Raw genomic sequence first — 21,765 nt, forward strand, 5'->3', positions numbered from 1 at the left:
GACGTCGCCACTGCTTTCGCCAATCATCAACGTCGCGGGAAGTGGGCCGCCGACGGAACTGCTAATCTCCCCCCTTGCGGGGGAGATGTCCGGCAGGACAGAGGGGGTGTGAAGGAACGAGGCGCAGGAGGCTTTCTCCATGCCTGACCGCTCCTTCCTCGACTGGCCGTTCTTCGAAGATCGCCATCGCCAACTGGCCGAACAGCTCGAAGCCTGGTGCGCAAAGAACCTGCCGGTCGATCACCACGACGTGGACAGTGCCTGCCGTTCGCTGGTGGCGATGCTTGGCCGCGACGGCTGGCTGAAGCCGACGGCGCTCGACCCCGACAATCCCGGACCGCTCGACGTGCGCACGCTCTGCATCATCCGCGAGACGCTCGCCCGCCATGACGGGCTCGCCGACTTCGCCTTCGCCATGCAGGGACTGGGCACCGGCGCGATCTCGCTGTTCGGCACGCCGGACCAGCAGCGCTGGCTGGAAAAGACGCGGACCGGTCAGGCGATTTCCGCATTTGCGCTCTCGGAACCACGCTCGGGATCGGACGTCGCCAATATGGAGATGACGGCTGTCCGCGACGGCGACGACTATGTCCTTTCCGGCGAAAAAACCTGGATCTCCAATGGCGGCATCGCCGACCTCTATGGTGTGTTCGCCCGCACCGGCGAGGCGCCTGGCGCCAAGGGTATTTCGGCTTTCATCGTGCCCGCCGACGCCAAGGGCCTTGGCGTTGCCGAGCGGCTGGACGTGATCGCTCCGCATCCGCTGGCGCGGCTTTCCTTCGACAATGTCCGCGTTCCGGCTTCCGCCTTGATCGGCAAGCCCGGCGACGGTTTTCGCATCGCCATGTCGGTGCTCGACGTCTTCCGCTCGACGGTGGGCGCCGCGGCACTCGGTTTCGCGCGGCGCGCGCTGGATGAAAGCGTCAAGCGGGTGGCCGAGCGAAAACTGTTCGGCGCGCCGATGGCGGAGCTGCAGATGGTGCAGGGCCACGTCGCCGACATGGCGCTCGATGTCGATGCCGCGGCGCTCCTCATCTATCGCGCCGCCTGGACCAAGGACATGGGGGCCGCGCGGGTGACGCGCGAGGCGGCGATGGCGAAGCTCTTCGCCACCGACCGTGCACAGGAAGTGATCGACAAGGCCGTGCAGCTGCATGGCGGCGATGGCGTGCGCAAGGGCCACATCGTCGAGAGCCTCTACCGCGAGATCCGGGCGCTGCGAATCTACGAGGGAGCCTCGGATGTGCAGAAGGTGGTGATCGCCAGGCAGGTCATTGGGGCGGCATGAGATCATGCCTTGCGAACCGTATTTGAACTAGGGGGAGCTAGACGTGCACACCATCCTGCAGCCGAAAGGCTGGGCCAAACCGATCGGCTACGCCAATGGCGTCGCGGCCGGCGGGCGGCTGGTTTTCATCGGCGGCCAGGTCGGCTGGAACGCCGAATGCAAGTTCGAGACCGACGACTTCGTCGGCCAGGTGCGCCAGACGCTCGCCAATGTCGTCACGGTGCTCGCCGAAGCCGGCGGCGAACCGCGGCACATCACCTCGATGACCTGGTATTTCACCGACAAGGCCGAGTATCTCGCCAACCTCAAGGGGATCGGCGAGGCTTATCGCGCGGTGATAGGCCGGCACTTTCCGGCGATGGCCGCCATGCAGGTGGTGGCACTGGTCGAGGACCGCGCCAAGGTCGAGATCCAGGCTATGGCGGTCATTCCGGAGTGAGATGAGCTACGGAGCTTTGGTCCCATCGAAAGGGATTCGAATGCGCTCAGGCTTAGGCGGCAAATTTTCGATGCCGGCGCTGCCCCTCACCTGCCTGCCGGCATCCTCTCCCCGTATAGTGACGGGGAGAGGGGCGCTGTCATCACCGGTTTCGCCAATCTCAAGCGTCGCAAGAAGGGAGCCAGCGTTGCGGCCAGCCCCTAAAGGGCCGGCAGGCGGATGAGGGGCGGCGCCGACGCTGGTCAGACCGTCGACTCTCGCAACCGCTTGGCTCCCGCCACAATTTGTGATCAGATGATCACGCCTGCTTCGGCAGGCCGCTTGTGTGTGTCTTCGCACATAGGCTTTGTCGGAGGAAAGCAAAAGCGTGGCTCTGGGCTTCGACCGGGTATCGGGACGCATCACCGTCCAGGATGGCGTCTACCAGCAGCTTCGCCATGCCTTGATGGTCGGCAGCTTCGATCCCGGGCAAGTGCTGACCATCGCCTCGCTGGCCGAGGCTTTCGGCACGTCGAACATGCCGGTGCGCGAGGCGCTGCGACGGCTGGCGGCGGAGAATGCGCTGGAAATCTCGCCGAACGGTTCCGCCTGCGTCCCGGTGGTGACTCGGGCGCGGCTCGACGACCTCTGCCGAGCCCGCCTCGCGGTCGAAGGGCTGGCGGCCGAGCTCGGCGCGCCGCGCCTGACCGCGGCCGAGATCGCCTCGCTGCAGAGGGTCACTGACGACCAGCAGGCGATCGGCCGCGACGGCAGCATCTACGAGCTGATCGCCAAGAACCAGCAGTTCCACTTTACCATCTATCGCGCCTCCGGCTCCGACGTGCTGTTCCAGCTCATCGAGACGCTGTGGCTGCGCTTCGGCCCTTACATGCGGCTCTTGTCCAACCATGTCGCGCCGCTGATGCGCGCCGGGACGATGGAGCCCTCGGGGCGCCATGCCGAGATCATCGCAGCGCTGAAGGACAAGGATTTCGTGCGCGCCCGCGACGAGGTGGTGGCAGACATCACGGCGACGCAACAAACCCTGCGCACGATCTGCCCCGACGTGCCGGAACCCCGGCCGGTCGATTTCGCCGCCTTCGGCAGGGCGCCCTGACACCTAATTCTCTACGTTTGCGTTGGCAGGTCCCATGCTTTGGCGATTGGCCGGAACGCCCATTGCTTCGTCATCAACTCTGAGGAATCATGGCGTCCCGGAGCCTGGCATTTAGGGTGACGACGATCTTTCGCATGACGGCGGCGATGGCCACCATAGGCTTTTTGCCGTTGGCGCGCAGGCGTTTGTAGAAGGCTGCGAACTCGCCCTTTCCGGCTGCGGCGCACAGGGCCGGCATGTAGAGCATGGTTCTGACGTCAGGGCGTCCGCCACGGATTTTGCGGTAGCCGTGTTTTTGGCCGCTGTCGTTTGGATGAGGCGCGAGCCCTGCAAGGGCTGCAGCCTTGCGGCGGGTCAGGGAGCCGAGCTCGGGCAAGCTGGCCAGCAGCTTGGCCGCCATGATCGGGCCGAGATTGTCCATGGCCGTGCATATGGCTGCCCGGTGCTTGAGGGTGCGGCTGTTGGCGATCAGTTCGCGGATGTCGGCCTCGATGGTCTTGATCTGATTGTCGACGGCTTTGATCATCGCCTTGAAGGAGGCAGCGAGCCCGCGGCCGCCGGGGGCCTTGAGGCGGTTCTTCTCAGCACCCCTGAAGGCCATGAGCTCCTGGCGGCGGCGAACCAAGGCGCGTAGGCGTGTCGCATCGGCATCCGGAGCCTGCCACAGGCACAGCTTCTCCCAGCGCTCACGGCCGTAGGCAGAAAGCATGCCGGCATCGATGGCGTCGCTCTTGCCGTGGGTGCCGAAGGAGCGGATGAAGCTTTTGACCTTGAGCGTGTCGGCGCGGTGGCAGGCGATGCCGGCGCGCAGGCACTCCTCGAGCAGCAGGCTTTCATGACCTCCGGTCGGCTCGCACACGACAAGGTCGATGTGTTTGTAGCGCTTGAGGAGGGCACGGATTGCACGCCGCTGATTGGCTATGGTGCGGGTGGTGGTGCCGTCGGCGACGGTGATGGTGTCCTTGGCGATGTCGAAGCCGAGGCACAGCTGCGGCTGGTGGTGCAAGAAGGCCATGCTGGTGGTATCCTTAAAAGGCTTCGGATTGTTTGCGGGCGTGGCTCAGGCCAGCGGCCAATCAACTCTCCAAGCGATGGCGGACAAAGACGGCAGGGACCATGATGACGTCGGGTGTTACCCGGTCCTTAGGACGGTCGCCTGCCGCCGGGACTGCTGGCTGTGATGGGCCTGCAGTCCCGGCCGCCAAACTACCCGATCCTTCTCAAACAATCCTTGGGCGAAGCGTACCGCGTAGACCCAAGGATCCATTCCGTTACATATGAGCGTTGCAGCGGTGCGGAATTCTGCTGCGCGGCGGCGCCTCAAGGTCACGGAATGGATCCTCGGGTCTGCGCCGCGTCGCTTCGCTCCTTGCTTCGCCCGTGGATGACGAACCGACAGGCGCTTCGGCCATCTCCACAGCGCTCTGAGCGGCGGCTCGTGGACCAAAGATATCGCGCACTTCTTGGTCGCCATCCGCATTTCTTCCCTGCTGCCGATTGATCCCTATCCGGTTTTGTGATCACATGATCACAGGGAGCGAGACTGCAAAAATGTCCGGCTATTTTCTCTATCATTCGATCGGCACTTTCCCCGGCAAAGCCGAGCGGATGGCCGCCGCGCTGACGAATTTCTCCAACATCTGGTCGGCGGAGGACGACGGTCAGTGGCCCGCCGCGCTTGCGGCGCGGCAGCGCTTCATCGATGGCTGGACACGCCTGATCGAGGCGCCGCAGGGCACGCTCACCACCGCCGAGAATGTCACCACCGCGCTCTACAGCCTGATTGGCGGGCTGCCGGCCGAGCGCTTGGTGGGAAAGCGGCTGCTGGTTGCCGGCGACTGTTTTCCGAGCCTGCATTTCCTGCTCGCGGGGCTCGCCGCGCGTTTCGGCTTCACACTCGACACCGTGCCGCTCAGGCCCGGCGAGAGCTGGTTGCGCGACGACGATTTCATCGCCCGCTGGCAATCGGATGTCGGGCTGGCGCTCATCACCTTCGTCACCTCGACGGCCTCGCACCGCTGCAATGTCGAGCGGCTCGCCGCACATGGCGGCGCCATGGGCAGCATCGTCGGCGTCGACATCACCCAGGGTATCGGCGTAGCGCCGTTTTCGGTTGCCGCGACGCCGGTCGATTTCGTCGTCTCGACCTCGCTCAAATGGCTGTGCGGGTCGTCCGGCGCAGGCATCCTGCAGGTCGCACCGGATCTGCTGGCGACATGCCAGCCGGAGTTGCGCGGCTGGTTCAGCCAGCCGAACCCGTTCTCCTGGGATCTAGATGCCTTCACCTACGCTGACGATGCGCGGCGCTTCGACCACGGCACGCCGGCGATCCTGGCCAGCGTCGCCTCGCTGCCCGGGCTGGAGTGGGTGGAACAGAGCGGCATCGACACGATCCGCGCGCAGAATGCCACGCTGGTCGAACGCATCATCGGCGCCGCACAGGATAATGGCTGGGCGGTCCGTTCGCCCCTCGACGCGAAAGAGCGCGGCGGCAGCGTGATGCTCGGCCTGCCGCAAGGCGCCGAGCCGGCGAAGATCATCGCTTCGCTGCGCAAGGAGCGGCTTTATTGCGATGCGCGCGGCACCACGCTGCGGCTGTCGCCCGGCATGGTCACCACGGAAGCTGCGGTCGATGCGCTGATCGCGCAGCTCAGGGAGCATATCGGTTCGCGGCAGCGCCGCGCCTCCTGATTGCAGGCACCGCCTCGCCTGCGGCGCCTGGAGCTGGGCGCCGGAAGGGGCGGATGAGGAACCGAACCAGAGGGAAGCAAGATGTTGAAACGTCTAGGACTGATTGGGGTGATCGTCGCCGCCGGCGTCGCCTTCGCGGCGCCGGCCTTCGCCGACAAGATCATGGTGGGCGCCTATCCGGCCAACCCGCCATGGGAATACAAGACCGATTCCGGCGGCTTCGAGGGCTTTGAGATCGACGTCGCCAACGATGTCGCCAAGCGCATCGGCGCCGAGGTCGAGTTCCAGGATCTCGGCTTCCAGGCGCTGTTCGCGGCCACAGCTTCGGGCCGCATCGACTTCGCCGTGTCGTCGATCTCGGTAACCCAGGAGCGACTGCAGAACCAGGGGTTCACGCAAGCCTATTACGACAGCGACGGCACCATCGTCGGCAAGGCGGATTCCGCCATAAAGTCGCTCGACGATCTGAAGGGCAAGACCATCGGCGTCATCGCCGGCTCCACCGGCGAAGCCTACATGAAGGAAAACGCCGCCAAGCTCGGCGTCGCCGAGACCAAGAGCTACAACGCCCAGCAGGACCTTTTGCTCGACGTGCAGAACGGCCGCATCGACGGCGGCGCAGGCGAGCTTGCCGGCTTCCTGTTCGCCATCAAGCAGATGCCGGCGCTGAAGATCCTGGTGCGCATTCCGACCGGCGAGCGCTTCGCGATGATGACCAAGAAGGGTCATCCGCTGCTGGAGAAGGTCAACGACGCCATCAGCGAGATGAAGAAGGACGGCACGATGGCCGCGATCCACAAGAAGTGGTTCGGCGTCGATCCGGAATCGGGCACCAGCACGGTGACGCCGGGACCGATCCCGCAATAAGCCGGCTAATCAAAAATTTGACGAGGGCGGCGGCAAAAGCCGGCGCTCTCCCTTCGACCATTCCGGTTTTCGCCAAACAGGCGGGCCTTGTCTCACGGTGAGCGGCGATGGAACTGATCGACACCTTCTTCAACTGGGGCATCCTGGTCCGATCGTTTCCGATCCTGATCCGCGGGCTCGGCAACACCATCCTGCTCGGCTGCGCCGCGATCGTCTTCGGCACCTTCGCCGGACTGGCGATCTGCCTGGTGCGGCTCTACGCGCCGAAGCCGCTGAGGCGGCTGGCGACGCTCTACATCGACATGTTCCGCGCGCTGCCGATCCTGGTGGTCCTGATCCTGATCTATTACGCCCTGCCCTTCATCGGCATCCGCCTGTCGTCCTTCGTGTCGGCCGCACTGGCACTGTCGCTGGTGCTCGCCGCCTTCACGGCGGAAGTCTGCCGCGCCGGCATCGAGAATATCCCGAAGGGCCAGTTCGAGGCTGCTGCCGCGCTCGGCCTGCCCTTCTGGGTCGCCATGCGCAAGGTGGTCCTGCCGCAGGCGATCCGCGTCGTCATCCCGCCGCTCACCAGCAACTGCGTCTCGGTATTCAAGGACACCGCGCTCGCCTCGGTCGTGGCGATGCCCGACCTTCTGAAGCAGGCGACCGACGCGCAGGCGCTGATGGCCAATCCCACGCCGCTGATCGGCGCCGCAATCATCTATCTCGCCTTCCTGTGGCCGCTGGTGCGGCTGGTCGGCTACCTCGAAGAGCGCGGCAAGGCCAAGTCCGGCGCGCACTGATCCCCCCTCGAACGACAGTGATGACCTGAAGGAGACTCCCGTGAACCAGCACCATGTTTCGAAAGCGCCGGAGAGCGCCGCTTCGTTCCCGGTCGAAAAAATCCGCGCCATGTTCCCGGCGCTGCAACAGGCGGGCGACTTCATCTTCATGGACAATGCCGCAGGGGCGCAGATCCCGCAAAGCGTGCTCGACGCCGTGACCAATCATCTGGTGGGACACAACGTCCAGCGCGGCGGCCGCTATGGCCGCAGCGTCACCGTCGACCAATCGGTCGCCGAGGCGCGGACAAGCGTGGCGCTTTTGATCAACGCCTACAGCCCGTCCGAAATCTGCTTCGGCATGAACGCCACCTCGTTCATCCGCCTGGTCAGCCTCGGCATCGGCCAGATGCTTGCCAAAGGCATAGATGGGGGACGCGACGAGATCGTCGTCACCGACATGGACCATGACGCCAACATCGCTACCTGGCTGGCGCTGGAGCAAGCCGGCGCCAGGTTCAAATGGTGGCGCATGCGCGAGGACGGCAACCTCCATGTCGACGACCTCGAGCCGCTTCTCTCGGACCGCACCCGGCTCGTCGCCTGCACCGTGACGGCGCATTCGATCGGCTCGATCGTCGATGTCGCTTCGGTTGCAAAGATCGCGCATGCGGCCGGCGCGGAAGTGTTCCTCGACTGCGTGCACTACGGGCCGCACGGGCTGATCGACGTACAGGCCTGGGACAGCGACTACCTCGTCTGTTCCGGCTACAAGAATTTCTCGCCGCATATGGGGTTCCTGTGGGGCCGCTTCGAAACGCTGAAGCGGCTGCCGACCTTCCGCGAGGATTTCATTCCCGACGAACCGCCTTACAAGGTCGAGGCCGGCACCTTCATCTACGAGAACGTCTCCGGCATGGACGCCGCGGTGCGCTACCTGGAATCGGTCGGCCGCAATCTGCTCCCCGAGAACAACCGCTCGCGCCGCGACAACATCGTTGCCGGCATGAACGCGATCCGCGACTACGAACTGATGCTCGCGCGAGAGATGCTCAAGGTGCTGAAAGATTGTGGCGCGACGATCTATGGCGTTGCCGACGAGGCACGCATCCATGAGCGCGTGCCGACCTTCTGCTTCAACATCGGCAAGCTCTCGCCGCAAAGAATCGTCGAGGAGATGTCCGCCATGCAGATCGGTATCCGCGACGGCCACATGTACGCGCCGCGGCTGATGAAGCGGCTCAACCTGTCGATGGACAGTGGCGCCATCCGCGCCTCGCTGGTGCACTACAACACGGTGGAAGAGGTGCGCCGCTTCGGCGAAGCGCTGCGCGTGATTATCGCCAAGCTGGCGTGAGTTCTTCGCGAGGTGTCGGTGAGACAGAGCCCGGGCATACTGCCATAACTTCCGAGTGCCGCGGCTCTGGATAGCCTTCGAGATGCTGGCGGGACAGCACCCCCTCTGTCCTGCCGGACATCTCCCCCGCAAGGGGGGAGATCGGATGTCACCACGCTTTTCGCCAATCGCCTACGTCGGAGGAAAAGCGACGACGACGAAGCTGCCAATCTCCCCCCTTGCGGGGGAGATGGCCGGCAGGCCAGAGGGGGGTGTGAAGGAACGCCAAGGCTTCCCGGTCTGGCCGGTGACGGCTGAGATCACGGCGTGGCGGTCTCCCCGATGTCGCTTCGCTCCTTGCGAAGCAGGCGTCAGGCCGCCCTCTTCGCCAGCCTCGCCTTGATCGAGGCAATGTCGGCGCGCGGCGTCGCGGCGAACAGCGTCTTGGTGTAGCTGTGCTTGGGGTCGGAAAAGACCTCGTCGCGCGGACCGTATTCCACCGCCTCGCCGAAATACATCACCATCACGTCGTCGGCGATGTAGCGCACCACCGAAAGGTCGTGGCTGATGAAGACGTAGGTCAGCTTGAACTCGTCCTGAAGGTCGGCAAGCAGGTTGAGCACCTGCGCCTGCACCGAAAGGTCGAGCGCGGAGACCGGCTCGTCCAGCACCAGCAGGCTCGGGTTCAGCATCAGCGCGCGGGCAATGGCGATGCGCTGCCGCTGGCCGCCCGAGAACATGTGCGGATAGCGATTGTAGTGCTCCGGGCCGAGGCCGACCTTCTTCAGCATCTTCATCGCCAGGTCGCGGCGTTCCTCGGCCGGCTTGTCGGTGTTGATCAAGAGCGGCTCGCCGAGCACGTCGCCGATCTTCTGGCGCGGGTTGAGCGAGCCGTACGGGTTCTGGAAAACGATCTGCACCTTGCGGCGCATCTCCTTGGTCAGCCCGTCCTTGGCGATGTCGACCTTGTTGCCGTCGATGAACAGCTCGCCGGCCGTCGCCGGATCGATCAGCGTGATGATGCGGGCGAGCGTGGACTTGCCGCAGCCGGATTCGCCGACGATCGCCAGCGTCTTGCCCTTGTCGACGCTGAAGGAGACGCCCTTCACCGCATGCACGGTGCGCGCAGGGCGGAACAAGCCGCCGCCGACATGGTAGTCGCGTTTGATGTTCTTGCCTTCGACGACCTTGGTCATGCAGCGGCTCCTGACGGCGCCGGCTCGAACAGCATGTCGGAGACGGTCGGCAGCCGGTCGCCGACGGCGTTCTCCGGCAGCGCCGACAGCAGCGCGCGCGTGTAGTTGCTCTTCGGTGATTCAAAGAGCGACAGCACGTCGGCCTCTTCCATCTTGCGGCCCTTGTACTGGACGATGACGCGGTCGGCGGTCTCCGCCACCACGCCCATATTGTGGGTGATCATGATCAGGCCCATGCCGTATTTGGCCTGCAGCGAGACCAGGAGGTCGAGGATCTGCTTCTGGATGGTGACGTCCAGCGCGGTGGTCGGCTCGTCGGCGATCAGAAGCTTTGGATTGCAGGCAATGGCGATCGCGATCATGACGCGCTGGCACTGGCCGCCCGACATCTGGTGCGGGAAGGAGTTGAGCCGCTCTTCGGGCTCGGGAATGCCGACCTGCTTCAAAAGCTCGATGGCGCGCGCCCGGCGCTGGGCTTTGTCCATGCCCATATGAAAGCGCAGCACCTCCTCGATCTGGAAGCCGATGGTGAAGCAGGGATTGAGGCTGGCCATCGGCTCCTGGAAGATCATCGACATGTCCTTGCCGATGATCTTGCGGCGCTCGGCAGGACTCATCTTGAGGAGATCGCGGCCGTTGAAGGTCATGCGGTCGGCGCTGACGGTCGCTGTCCAGGGCAAGAGGCCCATCACCGCCAGCATCGACACCGACTTGCCGGAACCGGACTCGCCGACGATGGCCAGCACCTCGCGCTCGTCGACATGGAGCGATACGCCGTCGACGGCGCGGAACGGACCGGACGCGGTCTGGAACTCGACGACGAGATTGTGGATGTCGAGCAATGCCATCACGACCTCCTGAGCTTCGGATCGAGCGCGTCGCGCAGGCCGTCGCCGATAAGGTTGATGGCGAGCACGGTGATCAGGATGGCGAGGCCGGGGAAGGTCACCACCCACCAGGCGCGCAGGATGAACTCGCGCGCCGAGGCGAGCATGGTGCCCCATTCCGGCGTCGGCGGCTGCGCGCCAAGGCCGAGGAAGCCAAGTGCTGCCGCCTCGAGGATGGCGTTCGAGAAGGACAGCGTGCCCTGGACGATCAGCGGCGCCAGGCAGTTCGGCAGGATGGTGCGAAGCATCAGACGCAGATGCCCGGCACCCGCAACTTTCGCCGCCACGACATATTCGCGGCTCTTCTCGGCCATGACCGCGGCGCGCACGAGGCGGGCGAAATGCGGCTGCAGCACCAGCGAAATCGCCAGCATCGCATTGAACAGGCCGGGGCCAAGGATGGTGACCAGAACCAGCGCCAAAAGCAGCGACGGGAAAGCGAGGATCAGATCCATGATGCGCATGATCGCGACGTCGACCCAGCCGCGGAAATAGCCGGCAAGCAGGCCGAGCGTGATGCCGCCGGTGAGAGCCAGCGTGACCACGACCGCGCCGATCAGCAGCGAGAAGCGCGCGCCGTAGAGCAGGCGCGAAAGGATATCGCGGCCGACCGCATCGGTGCCAAGCAGATATTGGGTGCTGCCACCCGTCTGCCAGGCCGGCGGCCTGAGGAACGCGGTCTTGTCCTGGATGTCGGGCGCATAGGGCGCGAGCAGCGGGGCAAAGAGTGCCGCCAGCACCAAAAGGATGAAGACGACGAGGCCGATGACGGCGCCGTGATTGACCGAGAAATAGTGCCAGAAGGTCTTGAAGCCGGTCAGCCGATCCGGGCTGCCGGCGGCCATGGGAGCGATTTCGGTCGACTGGCTCATCATGCCGCCCTGATGCGCGGGTTGATGACGGCATAGAGCACGTCGACGATGAGGTTCACGGCCATGACTATGAGCGCGATCAAAAGCAGACCTGACTGCACGACGACATAGTCGCGCTTGAAGATGGAATCGACCATCCACTTGCCGATGCCCGGCCAGGCGAAGATGGTTTCAGTGAGAATGGCGCCGGCAAGCAGCGTGCCGACCTGCAGGCCGATAGTGGTGACCACCGGGATCAGCGCGTTGCGCAAGGCATGCACACCGATGACACGCGCCGATGACAGGCCCTTGGCGCGCGCGGTGCGGACATAATCCTCGCCCAGCACCTCGAGCATGGCCGAGCGCGTCTGGCGCGCGATGACTGCCAGCGGAATGGTGCCGAGCACGATCGCGGGCAGGACGAGATGGCTGAACGCTGAGCGCAGCGCGTCCCACTTGCCGTAGAGGATGCTGTCGATGGTCATGAAGCCGGTGATCGGCTTCAGGAAGAACTGCAGGCCCATGCGGCCGGAAACCGGCGTCCAGCCGAGATAGCCGGAGAAGAAGATGATGAGCAAAAGGCCCCACCAGAAGATCGGCATGGAATAGCCGACGAGCGCGGTGCCCATCAACGACTGGTCGAACCATGAGCCGCGCTTGACGGCCGCGAATATGCCGGCAGGGATGCCGATCACCATGGCGAAGATCATGGCGAAGAAGGAGAGCTCCAGCGTCGCCGGGAAGAGCGTCTTGAACTCCTGGAGAACCGGGCGCTTGGATGAAATCGAGACGCCGAAGTCGCCGGTGGCGACTTCGCCGACATAGCGCGCATACTGCTCCCAGATCGGCAGGTTGTAGCCGAACTGTTCCTTGAGCTCTTCGTAGCGCGCGGGGGTGACGCCATGCTCGCCGGCCATGGCCAGGATCGGATCGCCGGGCAGCAGCCGAACAAAGGCGAAGGCACAGATGGTGATGCCGACGAGCGTCGGGATGACCAGGGCGATTTTGTTGAGGAGATATCGGAGCATCTTGAACAAGGGGGCGGCGCATCATCGCGCCGCCCGCCCTAGAGGTTTTATTCGGCCTTGTCGACGCCGTCGAAGCGATGAATGCCGAGCGGATCCATCATGAAGCCGCTGACGTTCTTGCGAACGACGGCATAGACCTGGCTGTGCGCCAGCAGGAAGGCGGGCGCTTGCTTGGCGAAGATTTCCTGCGCCTGCTCATAGAGCTTGGTGCGCTCGCCCTGGTCGCTGGTCTTCTTGGCCTTCTGGATCAGGTCCTCGAAGTCCTTGTCACACCAGCTGGAGTAGTTCGACACACCGATGGCCGAGCAGGCGAAGAGGGTTGCGAAGAAGTTGTCCGGATCGCCATTGTCGCCGGTCCAGCCGATCTGGAAGGCGCCGGGACGCTCCTTCTTCTTGCCTTCCTCGCGGTACTTCGTCCACTCGTAGTTGACGATCTCAGCCTTGACGCCGACCTTGGCCCAGTCGGCCTGGATCAGCTCGGCCGCGCGCTGGAAGTTCGGGTTATAAGGACGAACGCGGTCGGAAGCCCAGAGCTGGATTTCCTTCAGACCGGCATCGGCCAGCACCTTCTTGGCCGCTTCCGGATCGTAGGAATCGAACTTCACATCCTTGTTCCACGACCACATGGTCGGCGGGATCAGGTTCTGAGCCGGCGTCGCGCCGGCGTCCTGGAACAGCGACTTGATCAACGCTTCCCGGTCGATCGCCTGGTTGAGCGCATGACGAACCTCGGGCTTGTCCAGCGGCGGGATCGTCGTGTTGTAGCTCATGTAGCCGATGTTCAGGCCGGCCTGGTCGAGCAGGTTGACGTCCTGGTTGGCCTTGATCGTGCCGATGTCGGCTGGGTTCGGATAGGGCGCGACGTCGCATTCGCCGGCCAGCACCTTCTGGATGCGGGCGGTGGCGTCGGGCGTGATGGCGAAGACCAGATCGTCAATCTTCTCCTTGCCCTTGAAGTAGTCGGGATTCGCCGCATAGCGGATGACCGAGTCCAGCTGGTAGTCGACGAACTGGAACGGGCCGGTACCGATCGGCTTGGTCGAGAAGTCGGCCATCTTGCCGTCCTTCTCGAGCTGGTCGGCATATTCCTTCGAGACGATCGAGGCGAAGTCCATGCCGAGATTGGCCAGCATGGGCGCGTTCGGCTCGGTCAGCGTCAGCTTGACGGTGAGGTCGTCGACCTTCTCCCACTTGGCGACGTATTTCGGCATGTCCATGCCGGTGTAGTAGTCCCAGGTCAGGTTCGGCAGATATTTTTCGCCGTTCCACGGATTCTGCTTGTTGAACTGACGGTCGAAGGAGAAGACCACGTCATCGGCATTGAGGTCGCGCGTCGGCTTGAAATAGTCGGTGGTCTGGAACTTCACGCCCGGATGCAGGTGGAAGGTATAGACCAGGCCGTCGTCGGAGATCTCCCATTTGTCGGCGAGGCCGGGCTCGATCTCGGTGCCGCCATGCTTGAATTCGACCAGGCGCGAATAGACGGTGCGCGACGAGGCGTCGAAGTCGTTACCGCCGGTCGTCGTACCCGGATCGAAATTGGCCGGCGACGCTTCCGAGCAATAGACAAGCGTCTTTGCATTGGCCATGCCACCCAGGACGCTTGCAGCCAGCAACGCGGCTGCAAAAGTCATTGTCTTTTTCATTGAGCACTCCCTGATGTTCTTCCAAGCCCCTCTATCAGGCTCGCGAAGCGCGCATATAAGCACCGTTTTTCGGGCTTTGGAACACCCCGTTTGCGTACCCCACGGTAAGCAGGAAAAGAATCCATATTTTCCTCAAATGATGGAAAATATGAGCAGAATTTTTCGCTCACGACATTGTTAACGACTGCATTTTTTATTGATTGGCTGCCTCCCGAAATCAGCCCGGAAGCTCACCGCTTGCGACCCTGCTCCCTGTCGGCACACCTTTCGCGGAACGGTCGGGCGAAGAGATTTCGGCGGCAAATCTTTCCGCCGCTGCCGCTGGGGCAAGACTTGCACGGCCGCCGATAGAGGCAATACATAGACGCCATGCGGGATTTCTTGGGGAATCCGCGATCGGCGGCGGCGGAGGACGTTTCCGGTATCGGAAGCGAATGCGGCGCGCGGCAGCACGACCAGGACACCAGGGAGGGATTTGGTGGCAAAAGCAGCAAAGACGACGCCCCCGGCGAAGGCAAAAGCCAAGGCCGCGACTGGCGATGCCGGCGCGCCCAAGGCTTCACCTTCCAAGACAGCTTCACCTGCCAAGACCGCGCCACCGGCCAAGGCCGCCGCCAAGCCGAAGGCCAAGCCAGCTGCTGCTCACGCGAAGACGAGCTCCAAGTCCGCCACCAAGGCTGCAACCGCAAAAACCGACAAGCCTGCCGGCAAGCCCGCCGCCACAAAGGCAGCGGGCGCCGCAAAGCCGGCATCCGCTCCGGCCAAGCATCTGCCGAAGGCGATCACGGAACTCACCGCCGGGCTGCCGGAAAAGCCGTGGCTCAAAAACTATCCGAAGAACATGCCGGCCGAGATCGGCCCCCTGCCTCACAACTCGATCGGCGACTTCCTCGTCGGCGCCTGCAGGCAGTTCGCCAACCGGCCGGCATTCGTGTGCATGGGCAAGTCGATTTCCTATGCGGAGCTAGAGCGGCTTTCGGCCGCCTTCGCCGCCTATCTGCAGTCGAAGGGGCTGGAGAAGGGCGCGCGCGTGGCGCTGATGATGCCGAACGTGCTGCAGTATCCGGTGGCGATGATGGCGGTGCTTCGCGCCGGCTTCACGGTGGTGAATATCAACCCGCTCTACACGCCGCGCGAGTTGGAGCATCAGCTCAAGGATTCCGGCGCGCAGGCCATCGTCATCCTGGAAAACTTCGCCAACACGCTGCAGGCGGTGATCGCCCGGACGCCGGTCAAGCATGTGGTGGTTGCGGCGATGGGCGACATGCTGGGCGGCCTCAAAGGCACGATCGTCAATCTCGTCGTGCGGCGGGTGAAGAAGATGGTTCCCGCCTGGTCGCTGCCCGGCCATGTCAAGTTCAATGCCGCGCTCAAGGCCGGCTCGGCAAGCGCCTTCAAGTCGACGGCCGTCTGGGCCGACGATATCGCCTTCCTGCAATATACGGGCGGCACGACCGGCATTTCGAAGGGCGCGACGCTGCTGCACCGGAACGTCTTGTCCAACGTGGCGCAGAATTCGCTCTGGGTGGAGGATGCCTATACGGTCAAGCCGAAGCCCGCGCATCTCAACTTCGTCTGCGCGCTGCCGCTCTACCACATCTTCGCGCTGACGGTGAACGCGCTGATGGGCATGCAGCAGGGCGCGCAGAACGTGCTCATTCCGAACCCGCGCGACATTCCGGGCTTCGTCAAGGAACTGCAGAAATACCCGGTCCACATCTTCCCCGGCCTCAACACGCTGTTCAACGCGCTGCTCAACAATGAGGATTTCCGCAAGCTCGACTTCAGGCCGCTGATCCTGACGCTTGGCGGCGGCATGGCGGTGCAGAAGGGCGTGGCCGAACGCTGGAAGGCGCTGACCGGCTGTCCGGTGAGCGAAGGCTACGGGCTTTCCGAAACCTCGCCGGTGGCCACCTCCAACAAGTTCAGCTCCAGCGAGTTCACCGGCACGATCGGCCTGCCGCTCCCTTCGACCGAGATCGCCATCCGCGACGACGACGGCAACAACGTGCCGCTCGGCGAAGTCGGCGAAATCTGCATCCGCGGGCCGCAGGTGATGGCCGGCTACTGGAACCAGCCGGACGAGACCGCCAAGGTGATGACCAAGGACGGCTTCTTCAAGTCGGGCGACATGGGCTTCATGGACGAGCGCGGCTACACCAAGATCGTCGACCGCAAGAAGGACATGATCCTGGTCTCCGGCTTCAACGTCTATCCGAACGAGCTGGAAGAGGTCGTGGCGCAGCATCCCGGCGTGCTCGAGGTGGCGGCGATCGGCGTGCCAGACGAGCATTCCGGCGAGGTGCCGAAGCTGTTCGTGGTCAGGAAGGACGCTGCGCTGACCATCGAGGCGCTGACCGCCTATTGCCGCGAGAACCTGACCGGCTACAAGCGGCCGAGATACATCGAATTCCGCACCGAGCTGCCGAAGACGCCGGTCGGCAAGATCCTGCGGCGCGCATTGCGGGAGTAGACTTGGCCGACCACGCTGCCAGCGCATCGCGCGAACCAAGCGAAAGGCTCGATCCGGCGGAATTCATCACGGCGAACATGCGGCTTTTGCCGGTGCCGTCGCTTCACGAAATCCGCCTCTACATGGCCCATCCCGGCAGCGGGCTGCGGCGGCTGCTAGAGCCGGATGGTGACGCCGATGAAAGCGTTGTCGAGCCGCAACCGCCCTACTGGGCCTATGCCTGGGCGGGCGGCACGGTGCTGGCGCGCTATATTCTCGACCGGCCCTCGACCGTCGCGGGCCGCCGCGTGCTCGACCTTGGCGCCGGCTCCGGCCTTGTCGGCATCGCCGCGGCGAAGGCCGGGGCGAGCGAGGTGGTCGCGGCGGAAATCGACCGCAACGGCATTGTCGCGCTTGGCCTCAACGCCGCGGCCAACGGCGTCGCCATGACCATATTCGGCGAGGACATCACTGCCGGTCCGCCGCCCGGCGTCGATCTGGTGCTCGCCGGCGACGTCTTCTACGCGCAGGAGGTAGGGCAGCGCATGGTGCCGTTCCTCGACCGGTGCCTTGCCGCCGGCATCGAGGTGCTGGTCGGCGACCCGGGCCGCGCCTGGCTGCCCAGGCGGCGGCTTTGTCCGTTGGCTGAGTATCAGGTGCCCGATGTCGGCGGAAACGGCGGCGGCGCGCCGAAGCCGAGCGGAGTGTTTGCTTTCGTCGTGGCAGACGCTGATTAACTCGCCGCTACGCTTACCCGCGCCGAAAGGAAATCCGGCAGGTCGGCGACCGAATCCAAGATGACGTCAGCCATCGGCGACAGCGAGTCGCGCGTGCCGGTGCCGGAAAGAACGCCCACCGCCAGCCCGCAGCCGCCGGCGCGCGCCATTTCGAGATCGTGACGGTTGTCGCCGACCATGGCGATCTCACTGGGCTTCAGTCCGGTCAGATCGCAGAAGGCGACGACCGTATCGGGCGCAGGCTTGGGGTTGGCCACGGCATCATAGCCGAAGGCGGCGTCGAAGAGCTGCGCGACACCCAGCGTGGCGAGCGTCTTCTCGGCGCCACTGGTGGAATCGTTGGTGGCGACGCCCATGCGGTAGGACCGCTTGTGCAGCATCCGCAGCGATTCGATGATACCGGGAAGTGCCACCGCCATCGACGAGCCCTGCACCGAGGTGATCTCGTTGAAGCGGGAGACGGCCAGCATCTGGTCCTCGTCGGACAGACGTGGGAACCACAGCTCGACGACATCCATGTTCGAGCCGGAGGCGAAGATCGAATCGGGCTTGAAGCGCTTGCTGACGAAATCGAAGCCGGCCGCGGCGAGCAGCCGGTCGGCCTTCCAGCGATCGCCCTCGGCGGCGTCCATGGCCATGAAATCGGCAATGCCGAGCCAGGTTGCGTTGAAATCGACAAGCGTGCCGTCCTTGTCGAAGAGAATGCCCTTGATGTCCGCCAAACCTGTCACTCCGCGCCGCGCAATTGGTGGATATGAGCCACCAGTCCGGCAGTCGAGGCGTCGCGTTTTGCGGCAGTCTCCTTGCCTTCCACGACAGGCAGCAGGCCCGTCGCCAATTCCTTGCCAAGTTCGACGCCCCACTGGTCGAACGAGTTGATGTTGAACAGCGTGCCCTCGACGAAGACGCGGTGCTCGTAGAGCGCGATCAGCCGGCCGAGCGTGCGCGGATCAAGCTTCCTGTAGAGGATCGTCAGCGACGGGCGGTTGCCCGAGAACACACGGTGCGGCGCGATGCGGTCGACGTCGGCGGGCTTCATGCCCTTGGCCAGCATCTGCGCGCGCGCTTCCTCAAGCGTGCGGCCCTTCATGAAGGCTTCCGACTGCGCCAGGCAGTTGGCGAGCAGCAGATCGTGCTGGTGCTTCAGCTCCGGCTCATGGCCTATCGCCGCGGCGAGGAACTCGACCGGGATGAAATCGGTGCCCTGGTGCAAGAGCTGGAAGAAAGCATGCTGGCCATTGGTGCCGGGCTCGCCCCAGACCAGCGGGCCGGTCGGCGTGGTGACCGCGCCGCCGTCCAGCGTGACGCTCTTGCCGTTCGACTCCATATCGAGCTGCTGCAGATAGGCCGGCAGGCGCGACAGGCGCTGGTCATAGGGAATGACGGCGCGGGCCGGATATTTGCAGACGACCCGGTGCCACCAGCCGATCAGTCCCAGCAAAGCAGGCAGGTTCCTTTGCAGCGGTGCCGAGCGGAAATGCTCGTCCATCTCGTGCGCGCCGTCGAGGAAGGCGCGGAAGTTGCGCGGACCGACGGCGATCATCACCGGCAGGCCGATGGCGCTCCAGACCGAGTAGCGGCCGCCGACCCAATCCCAGAAGCCGAAGACGCGGTCCGAGGCAATGCCGAACTTCGCCACCAGATCGAGCGCGGTCGAGACGGCGGCGAAATGCTTGCCGATCGCTTCCTTGCCCAGCGCCTTCTCCACCCATTTGCGCGCCGTCTCGGCGTTGGTCATCGTCTCGACCGTGGTGAAGGTCTTTGAGGCGACGATGAACAGTGTCGTTTCGGGGGACAGGCCTTTCAGCGTGTCGTGGATGTGGGCGCCGTCGACATTGGAGACATAATGCGCGCGCGGGCCGTCATGATAGGGCGCCAGCGCCAGCGTGACCATCGCCGGACCGAGATCCGAGCCGCCGATGCCGATATTGACGATGTCTGTGATCTTCTTGCCGGTGGCGCCGGCCGCCTTGCCCGAGCGGATGGCGTCGGCGAAGGCGCCCATGGCGTCGAGCACGGCAATCACATCGGCCTTCGTGTCCTGGCCATCGACCACGACGCCCTTACCAGTGAGGTTGCGCAACGCCGTGTGCAGCACGGCGCGGTTCTCGGTGATGTTGATCTTCTTGCCTTCGAACATGGCGGCGCGGCGTCCCGCGAGATCGGCGGCGCCGGCGAGCTTCTCCAGCATCGCCATCGTGTCGGCGTCGACCGCGCATTTCGACCAGTCGAGCAGAAGGTCGTCATCGGTGGCAGAGAACTTCTCGAAGCGCTTGGGATCGGCAGCGAACGCCTGGCGCATGGTGCCCTTGGCTGCCGCGCGCTGATCGCGCAGAGCGGTGACCTGCTTGTCGAAGGCTGACTGATCCAATGGCGGGCTCCTGGCGGGTTTTTAGACCATTTTAACAAGCCGGTTGTTTCCGGCGCATGTCGGCGCGTCATTCTATTTAGCCTATTTCCATTTCATTCAAGCGCGGCGATGACGCAAGTGCGTCACGCTTTTATGATGCGCGGTATTGGACGGTGAGGACCCGAGAATTTCACCGCGAGGATGCTGCACGGCATGGGCGACGATGCTGCGCATCGCGCTTGGGTGGTGCCGCGACGATGCTGCGCATCGCGCTTGCGTATCGCGCGGCGACGACGCTGCGCGTCGCGCCTATAGATCACTGGCATAAATCCCAGCGATCAGAAAAATTGATTGGCGCAACCCCTTGTGCCACCCCTACACTCGACTGGTCCAGCCAAGTGAAAACAGCTGGCCATCCGAGGAAGATCTCCCATGCCACAGCGCAATGACACGGCCATATGGTCCGGCCTGTTCCGGATTTCGGCCGAATCCGGACAAACCCTCCAGGCACAGATCCGCCAGGCGATCGTCGCAGCCATCCTCGACCGACAAATCGCCGCTTCGATGCCGCTGCCGTCCTGCCGGATTCTGGCGGAAAAACTTGGGGTTGCCCGCGGCACGGTGGTGCTTGCGTTCCAGCAGCTGGTCGACCAGGGCTTCCTGGTGGCGCGCGAGCGGCGCGGCCATTTCGTCAACCCGGACGTGCTGGCGACACCCGCCAAGCCGCACCAGAAAGCGCCTGACCAGCAGAACGAGATCGACTGGAAGGCGCGCCGGCAGATCGCGGCCAGCGACATGCCGCCGCCGGCCAAGCACGACAACTGGATCAAGTCCTCCTACCCGTTCGTCTACGGCCAGTTCGATCCGGCGCTGTTCCCGACCGCCGAATGGCGCGAATGCAACCGCATGGCGCTGGCCGTTCTGGAGATCCGCAACTGGGCGTCCGACATGGTCGACCGCGACGATCCGCTGCTGATCGAGCAGATCCAGGCCCGGCTTTTGCCGCGGCGCGGCATCTTCGCCAATCCGGACGAGATCATCGTGACGCTGGGCGCCCAGAATGCGCTCTACATGCTCGCCTCGCTGCTGATGACCAAGGGCTCGAAGGTGGCGATGGAAGATCCGGGCTATCCGGACGCCCGCTCGATCTTCCGGCTGGCGGGCGCCGATATCCAGCCGGTTCCTGTCGACCAGTCCGGCATCGTCACCTCGGCGATCCCCAGCGATTCCGGCTTCGTCTTCGTCACCCCCAGCCACCATTGCCCGACAATGGTGCCGCTGTCGGCCGAGCGGCGGCAAGATCTGTTGGCGCGGGCCAACCGCAACAACCAGATCATCATCGAGGACGGCTATGACAGCCAGCTTCTCGACGAGGCGCCGCAGCAGGCGCTGAAGAGCCTCGACCGTTCGGGCCGGGTCATTTATGTCGGCTCGATGTCGAAGACGCTGGCTCCGGGCTTGAGGCTTGGCTACATCGTTGCATCGGCCGGGCTGATCGCCGAGCTTCGCGCGCTGCGCCGCTTCATGCTCAGGCACCCGCCGGCGAACAACCAGCGCGCCGTCGCGCTGTTTTTGTCGCTCGGCCATCACGAGGCGCTGGTGCGCAGGCTCTCCGCCGCCTTCGACGAGCGGCGCAAGCGTCTGGTCCATGCGATTTCCGCTTTCCTGCCAGAGTGGCGTTCGACCGACTCGGCAGGCGGCACATCGCTCTGGCTGGAGGGGCCGCGTGGCACGGATTCACGCGGCCTGGCTGAAGCGGCCGCATCGCGCAGCGTCATCATCGAACCTGGCGACCGCTTCTTCGACCGCAGCGAAAAGCCCTCGCGTTTCATGCGCTTGGGCATCTCCTCGATCTCGCTGCAGCATATCGAGCCGGGTATCCGCGAGCTCGCCACGGCAGCCGGCCGCCGGCCCGCTGCGGCCTGATCGTGGACTGAATTTCTCGAAGGGAGCCTGCGTGAGCCGGCTCCCTTTTTCTTTTGCACGACTCGCCTGTTTTAGCGTCCTGGCATATTCGACGGGATTGGTTGGCCCATAGGCTGTGCCAATGCCGGCGGCATAGTCGGGACCTATAGGGGACGAGGCAGGCCGATGGTGGACCAACCGCCACGCACCCTGCCCCTGAAAAAACAAGGTG

18 protein-coding genes are annotated in these 21,765 nt (G+C 64.3%); 10 read left to right on the plus strand and 8 right to left on the minus strand.

What is annotated here, in order from left to right:
• The first annotated feature begins 139 nt into the window (after positions 1–139).
• The 3 genes from EJ071_RS01025 (at position 140) to EJ071_RS01035 (ending at position 2,823) form a co-directional block, all read left to right on the plus strand.
• Entirely contained in the window at positions 140–1,288 is a 1,149-nt protein-coding gene (locus EJ071_RS01025) for an acyl-CoA dehydrogenase family protein (RefSeq protein WP_126096407.1), read from the plus strand.
• A gap of 43 nt (positions 1,289–1,331) precedes the next feature.
• On the plus strand, positions 1,332–1,727 hold the full coding sequence (locus EJ071_RS01030) for a RidA family protein (protein WP_126096408.1): 396 nt from the start codon (positions 1,332–1,334) through the stop codon (positions 1,725–1,727).
• 367 nt (positions 1,728–2,094) lie between these two features.
• The gene (locus EJ071_RS01035) at positions 2,095–2,823 is read left to right on the plus strand and encodes a GntR family transcriptional regulator (RefSeq protein WP_126096409.1); all 729 of its coding nucleotides are present in this window, start codon (positions 2,095–2,097) and stop codon (positions 2,821–2,823) included.
• Between the two features lie 73 nt (positions 2,824–2,896).
• Here EJ071_RS01035 and EJ071_RS01040 read toward each other — a convergent pair whose 3' ends face one another.
• Positions 2,897–3,838: an IS110 family transposase gene (locus tag EJ071_RS01040; RefSeq protein WP_126096410.1), complete on the minus strand. Its 942-nt coding sequence runs from the start codon at positions 3,836–3,838 to the stop codon at positions 2,897–2,899.
• Between the two features lie 536 nt (positions 3,839–4,374).
• On the opposite strand from EJ071_RS01040, the gene EJ071_RS01045 reads away from it, so the two are divergent.
• The 4 genes from EJ071_RS01045 to EJ071_RS01060 all read left to right on the plus strand — a co-directional run bounded on the left by EJ071_RS01045 (position 4,375) and on the right by EJ071_RS01060 (position 8,502).
• A complete protein-coding gene (locus EJ071_RS01045; RefSeq protein WP_126096411.1) occupies positions 4,375–5,514 on the plus strand; it encodes an aminotransferase class V-fold PLP-dependent enzyme in 1,140 nt (379 codons plus the stop codon).
• An 81-nt stretch (positions 5,515–5,595) separates the two neighbouring features.
• On the plus strand, positions 5,596–6,381 hold the full coding sequence (locus tag EJ071_RS01050; protein WP_126096412.1) for an ABC transporter substrate-binding protein: 786 nt from the start codon (positions 5,596–5,598) through the stop codon (positions 6,379–6,381).
• A 107-nt stretch (positions 6,382–6,488) separates the two neighbouring features.
• On the plus strand, positions 6,489–7,166 hold the full coding sequence (locus tag EJ071_RS01055; protein ID WP_126096413.1) for an amino acid ABC transporter permease: 678 nt from the start codon (positions 6,489–6,491) through the stop codon (positions 7,164–7,166).
• A gap of 40 nt (positions 7,167–7,206) precedes the next feature.
• Entirely contained in the window at positions 7,207–8,502 is a 1,296-nt protein-coding gene (locus tag EJ071_RS01060) for a cysteine desulfurase-like protein (protein ID WP_126096414.1), read from the plus strand.
• A gap of 350 nt (positions 8,503–8,852) precedes the next feature.
• Here the strand turns inward: EJ071_RS01060 and EJ071_RS01070 are convergent, their stop codons facing one another.
• From EJ071_RS01070 to EJ071_RS01090, 5 genes are read right to left on the minus strand one after another with little or no spacing between them, the layout of a single operon-like run.
• Positions 8,853–9,677 carry a dipeptide ABC transporter ATP-binding protein gene (locus EJ071_RS01070; RefSeq protein WP_126096415.1) on the minus strand — a complete coding sequence of 275 codons (825 nt, stop codon included), beginning with the start codon at positions 9,675–9,677 and terminating at the stop codon, positions 8,853–8,855.
• The gene (locus EJ071_RS01075) at positions 9,674–10,525 is read right to left on the minus strand and encodes an ABC transporter ATP-binding protein (RefSeq protein WP_126096416.1); all 852 of its coding nucleotides are present in this window, start codon (positions 10,523–10,525) and stop codon (positions 9,674–9,676) included. The genes EJ071_RS01070 and EJ071_RS01075 overlap by 4 nt, the downstream gene beginning before the upstream one ends.
• On the minus strand, positions 10,525–11,409 hold the full coding sequence (locus EJ071_RS01080) for an ABC transporter permease subunit (protein WP_245436186.1): 885 nt from the start codon (positions 11,407–11,409) through the stop codon (positions 10,525–10,527). The genes EJ071_RS01075 and EJ071_RS01080 overlap by 1 nt, the downstream gene beginning before the upstream one ends.
• Positions 11,410–11,435: 26 nt before the next feature.
• Positions 11,436–12,443 carry an ABC transporter permease subunit gene (locus EJ071_RS01085; RefSeq protein ID WP_126102437.1) on the minus strand — a complete coding sequence of 336 codons (1,008 nt, stop codon included), beginning with the start codon at positions 12,441–12,443 and terminating at the stop codon, positions 11,436–11,438.
• Positions 12,444–12,490: 47 nt separating this feature from the next.
• The gene (locus EJ071_RS01090; RefSeq protein WP_126096417.1) at positions 12,491–14,089 is read right to left on the minus strand and encodes an ABC transporter substrate-binding protein; all 1,599 of its coding nucleotides are present in this window, start codon (positions 14,087–14,089) and stop codon (positions 12,491–12,493) included.
• Between the two features lie 478 nt (positions 14,090–14,567).
• On the opposite strand from EJ071_RS01090, the gene EJ071_RS01095 reads away from it, so the two are divergent.
• Both EJ071_RS01095 and EJ071_RS01100 read left to right on the plus strand, forming a co-directional pair.
• Positions 14,568–16,562, plus strand: a complete 1,995-nt coding sequence (locus EJ071_RS01095; protein ID WP_126096418.1) for a long-chain fatty acid--CoA ligase — start codon at positions 14,568–14,570, stop codon at positions 16,560–16,562.
• Between the two features lie 2 nt (positions 16,563–16,564).
• Positions 16,565–17,278, plus strand: coding sequence for a methyltransferase (locus EJ071_RS01100; protein WP_245460147.1), 714 nt, complete (start codon positions 16,565–16,567; stop codon positions 17,276–17,278).
• Here EJ071_RS01100 and EJ071_RS01105 read toward each other — a convergent pair.
• Together EJ071_RS01105 and pgi are read right to left on the minus strand one after the other, a co-directional pair.
• Positions 17,275–18,000: an HAD family hydrolase gene (locus EJ071_RS01105; protein WP_126096419.1), complete on the minus strand. Its 726-nt coding sequence runs from the start codon at positions 17,998–18,000 to the stop codon at positions 17,275–17,277. The two genes, EJ071_RS01100 and EJ071_RS01105, sit on opposite strands and share 4 nt — an antisense overlap.
• A gap of 5 nt (positions 18,001–18,005) precedes the next feature.
• A complete protein-coding gene (gene pgi, locus EJ071_RS01110; protein ID WP_245460295.1) occupies positions 18,006–19,613 on the minus strand; it encodes a glucose-6-phosphate isomerase in 1,608 nt (535 codons plus the stop codon).
• 447 nt (positions 19,614–20,060) lie between these two features.
• On the opposite strand from pgi, the gene EJ071_RS01115 reads away from it, so the two are divergent.
• Positions 20,061–21,554 carry a PLP-dependent aminotransferase family protein gene (locus tag EJ071_RS01115; protein WP_040993852.1) on the plus strand — a complete coding sequence of 498 codons (1,494 nt, stop codon included), beginning with the start codon at positions 20,061–20,063 and terminating at the stop codon, positions 21,552–21,554.
• Positions 21,555–21,765: the final 211 nt, after the last annotated feature.

Origin of the sequence: Mesorhizobium sp. M1B.F.Ca.ET.045.04.1.1, assembly GCF_003952465.1 — a bacterium.
Lineage (GTDB): Bacteria > Pseudomonadota > Alphaproteobacteria > Rhizobiales > Rhizobiaceae > Mesorhizobium > Mesorhizobium shonense.

What these genes read in the sequence shown, in the direction of transcription:
- EJ071_RS01050 (WP_126096412.1), top strand. Translation starts at nt 5,596, where the DNA reads ATGTTGAAACGTCTAGGACTGATTGGGGTGATCGTCGCCGCCGGCGTC.
- EJ071_RS01090 (WP_126096417.1), bottom strand. Translation starts at nt 14,089, where the DNA reads ATGAAAAAGACAATGACTTTTGCAGCCGCGTTGCTGGCTGCAAGCGTC.
- EJ071_RS01055 (WP_126096413.1), top strand. Translation starts at nt 6,489, where the DNA reads ATGGAACTGATCGACACCTTCTTCAACTGGGGCATCCTGGTCCGATCG.
- EJ071_RS01075 (WP_126096416.1), bottom strand. Translation starts at nt 10,525, where the DNA reads ATGGCATTGCTCGACATCCACAATCTCGTCGTCGAGTTCCAGACCGCG.
- EJ071_RS01085 (WP_126102437.1), bottom strand. Translation starts at nt 12,443, where the DNA reads ATGCTCCGATATCTCCTCAACAAAATCGCCCTGGTCATCCCGACGCTC.
- EJ071_RS01115 (WP_040993852.1), top strand. Translation starts at nt 20,061, where the DNA reads ATGCCACAGCGCAATGACACGGCCATATGGTCCGGCCTGTTCCGGATT.
- EJ071_RS01070 (WP_126096415.1), bottom strand. Translation starts at nt 9,677, where the DNA reads ATGACCAAGGTCGTCGAAGGCAAGAACATCAAACGCGACTACCATGTC.
- EJ071_RS01045 (WP_126096411.1), top strand. Translation starts at nt 4,375, where the DNA reads ATGTCCGGCTATTTTCTCTATCATTCGATCGGCACTTTCCCCGGCAAA.
- EJ071_RS01080 (WP_245436186.1), bottom strand. Translation starts at nt 11,409, where the DNA reads ATGGCCGCCGGCAGCCCGGATCGGCTGACCGGCTTCAAGACCTTCTGG.
- EJ071_RS01025 (WP_126096407.1), top strand. Translation starts at nt 140, where the DNA reads ATGCCTGACCGCTCCTTCCTCGACTGGCCGTTCTTCGAAGATCGCCAT.
- EJ071_RS01040 (WP_126096410.1), bottom strand. Translation starts at nt 3,838, where the DNA reads ATGGCCTTCTTGCACCACCAGCCGCAGCTGTGCCTCGGCTTCGACATC.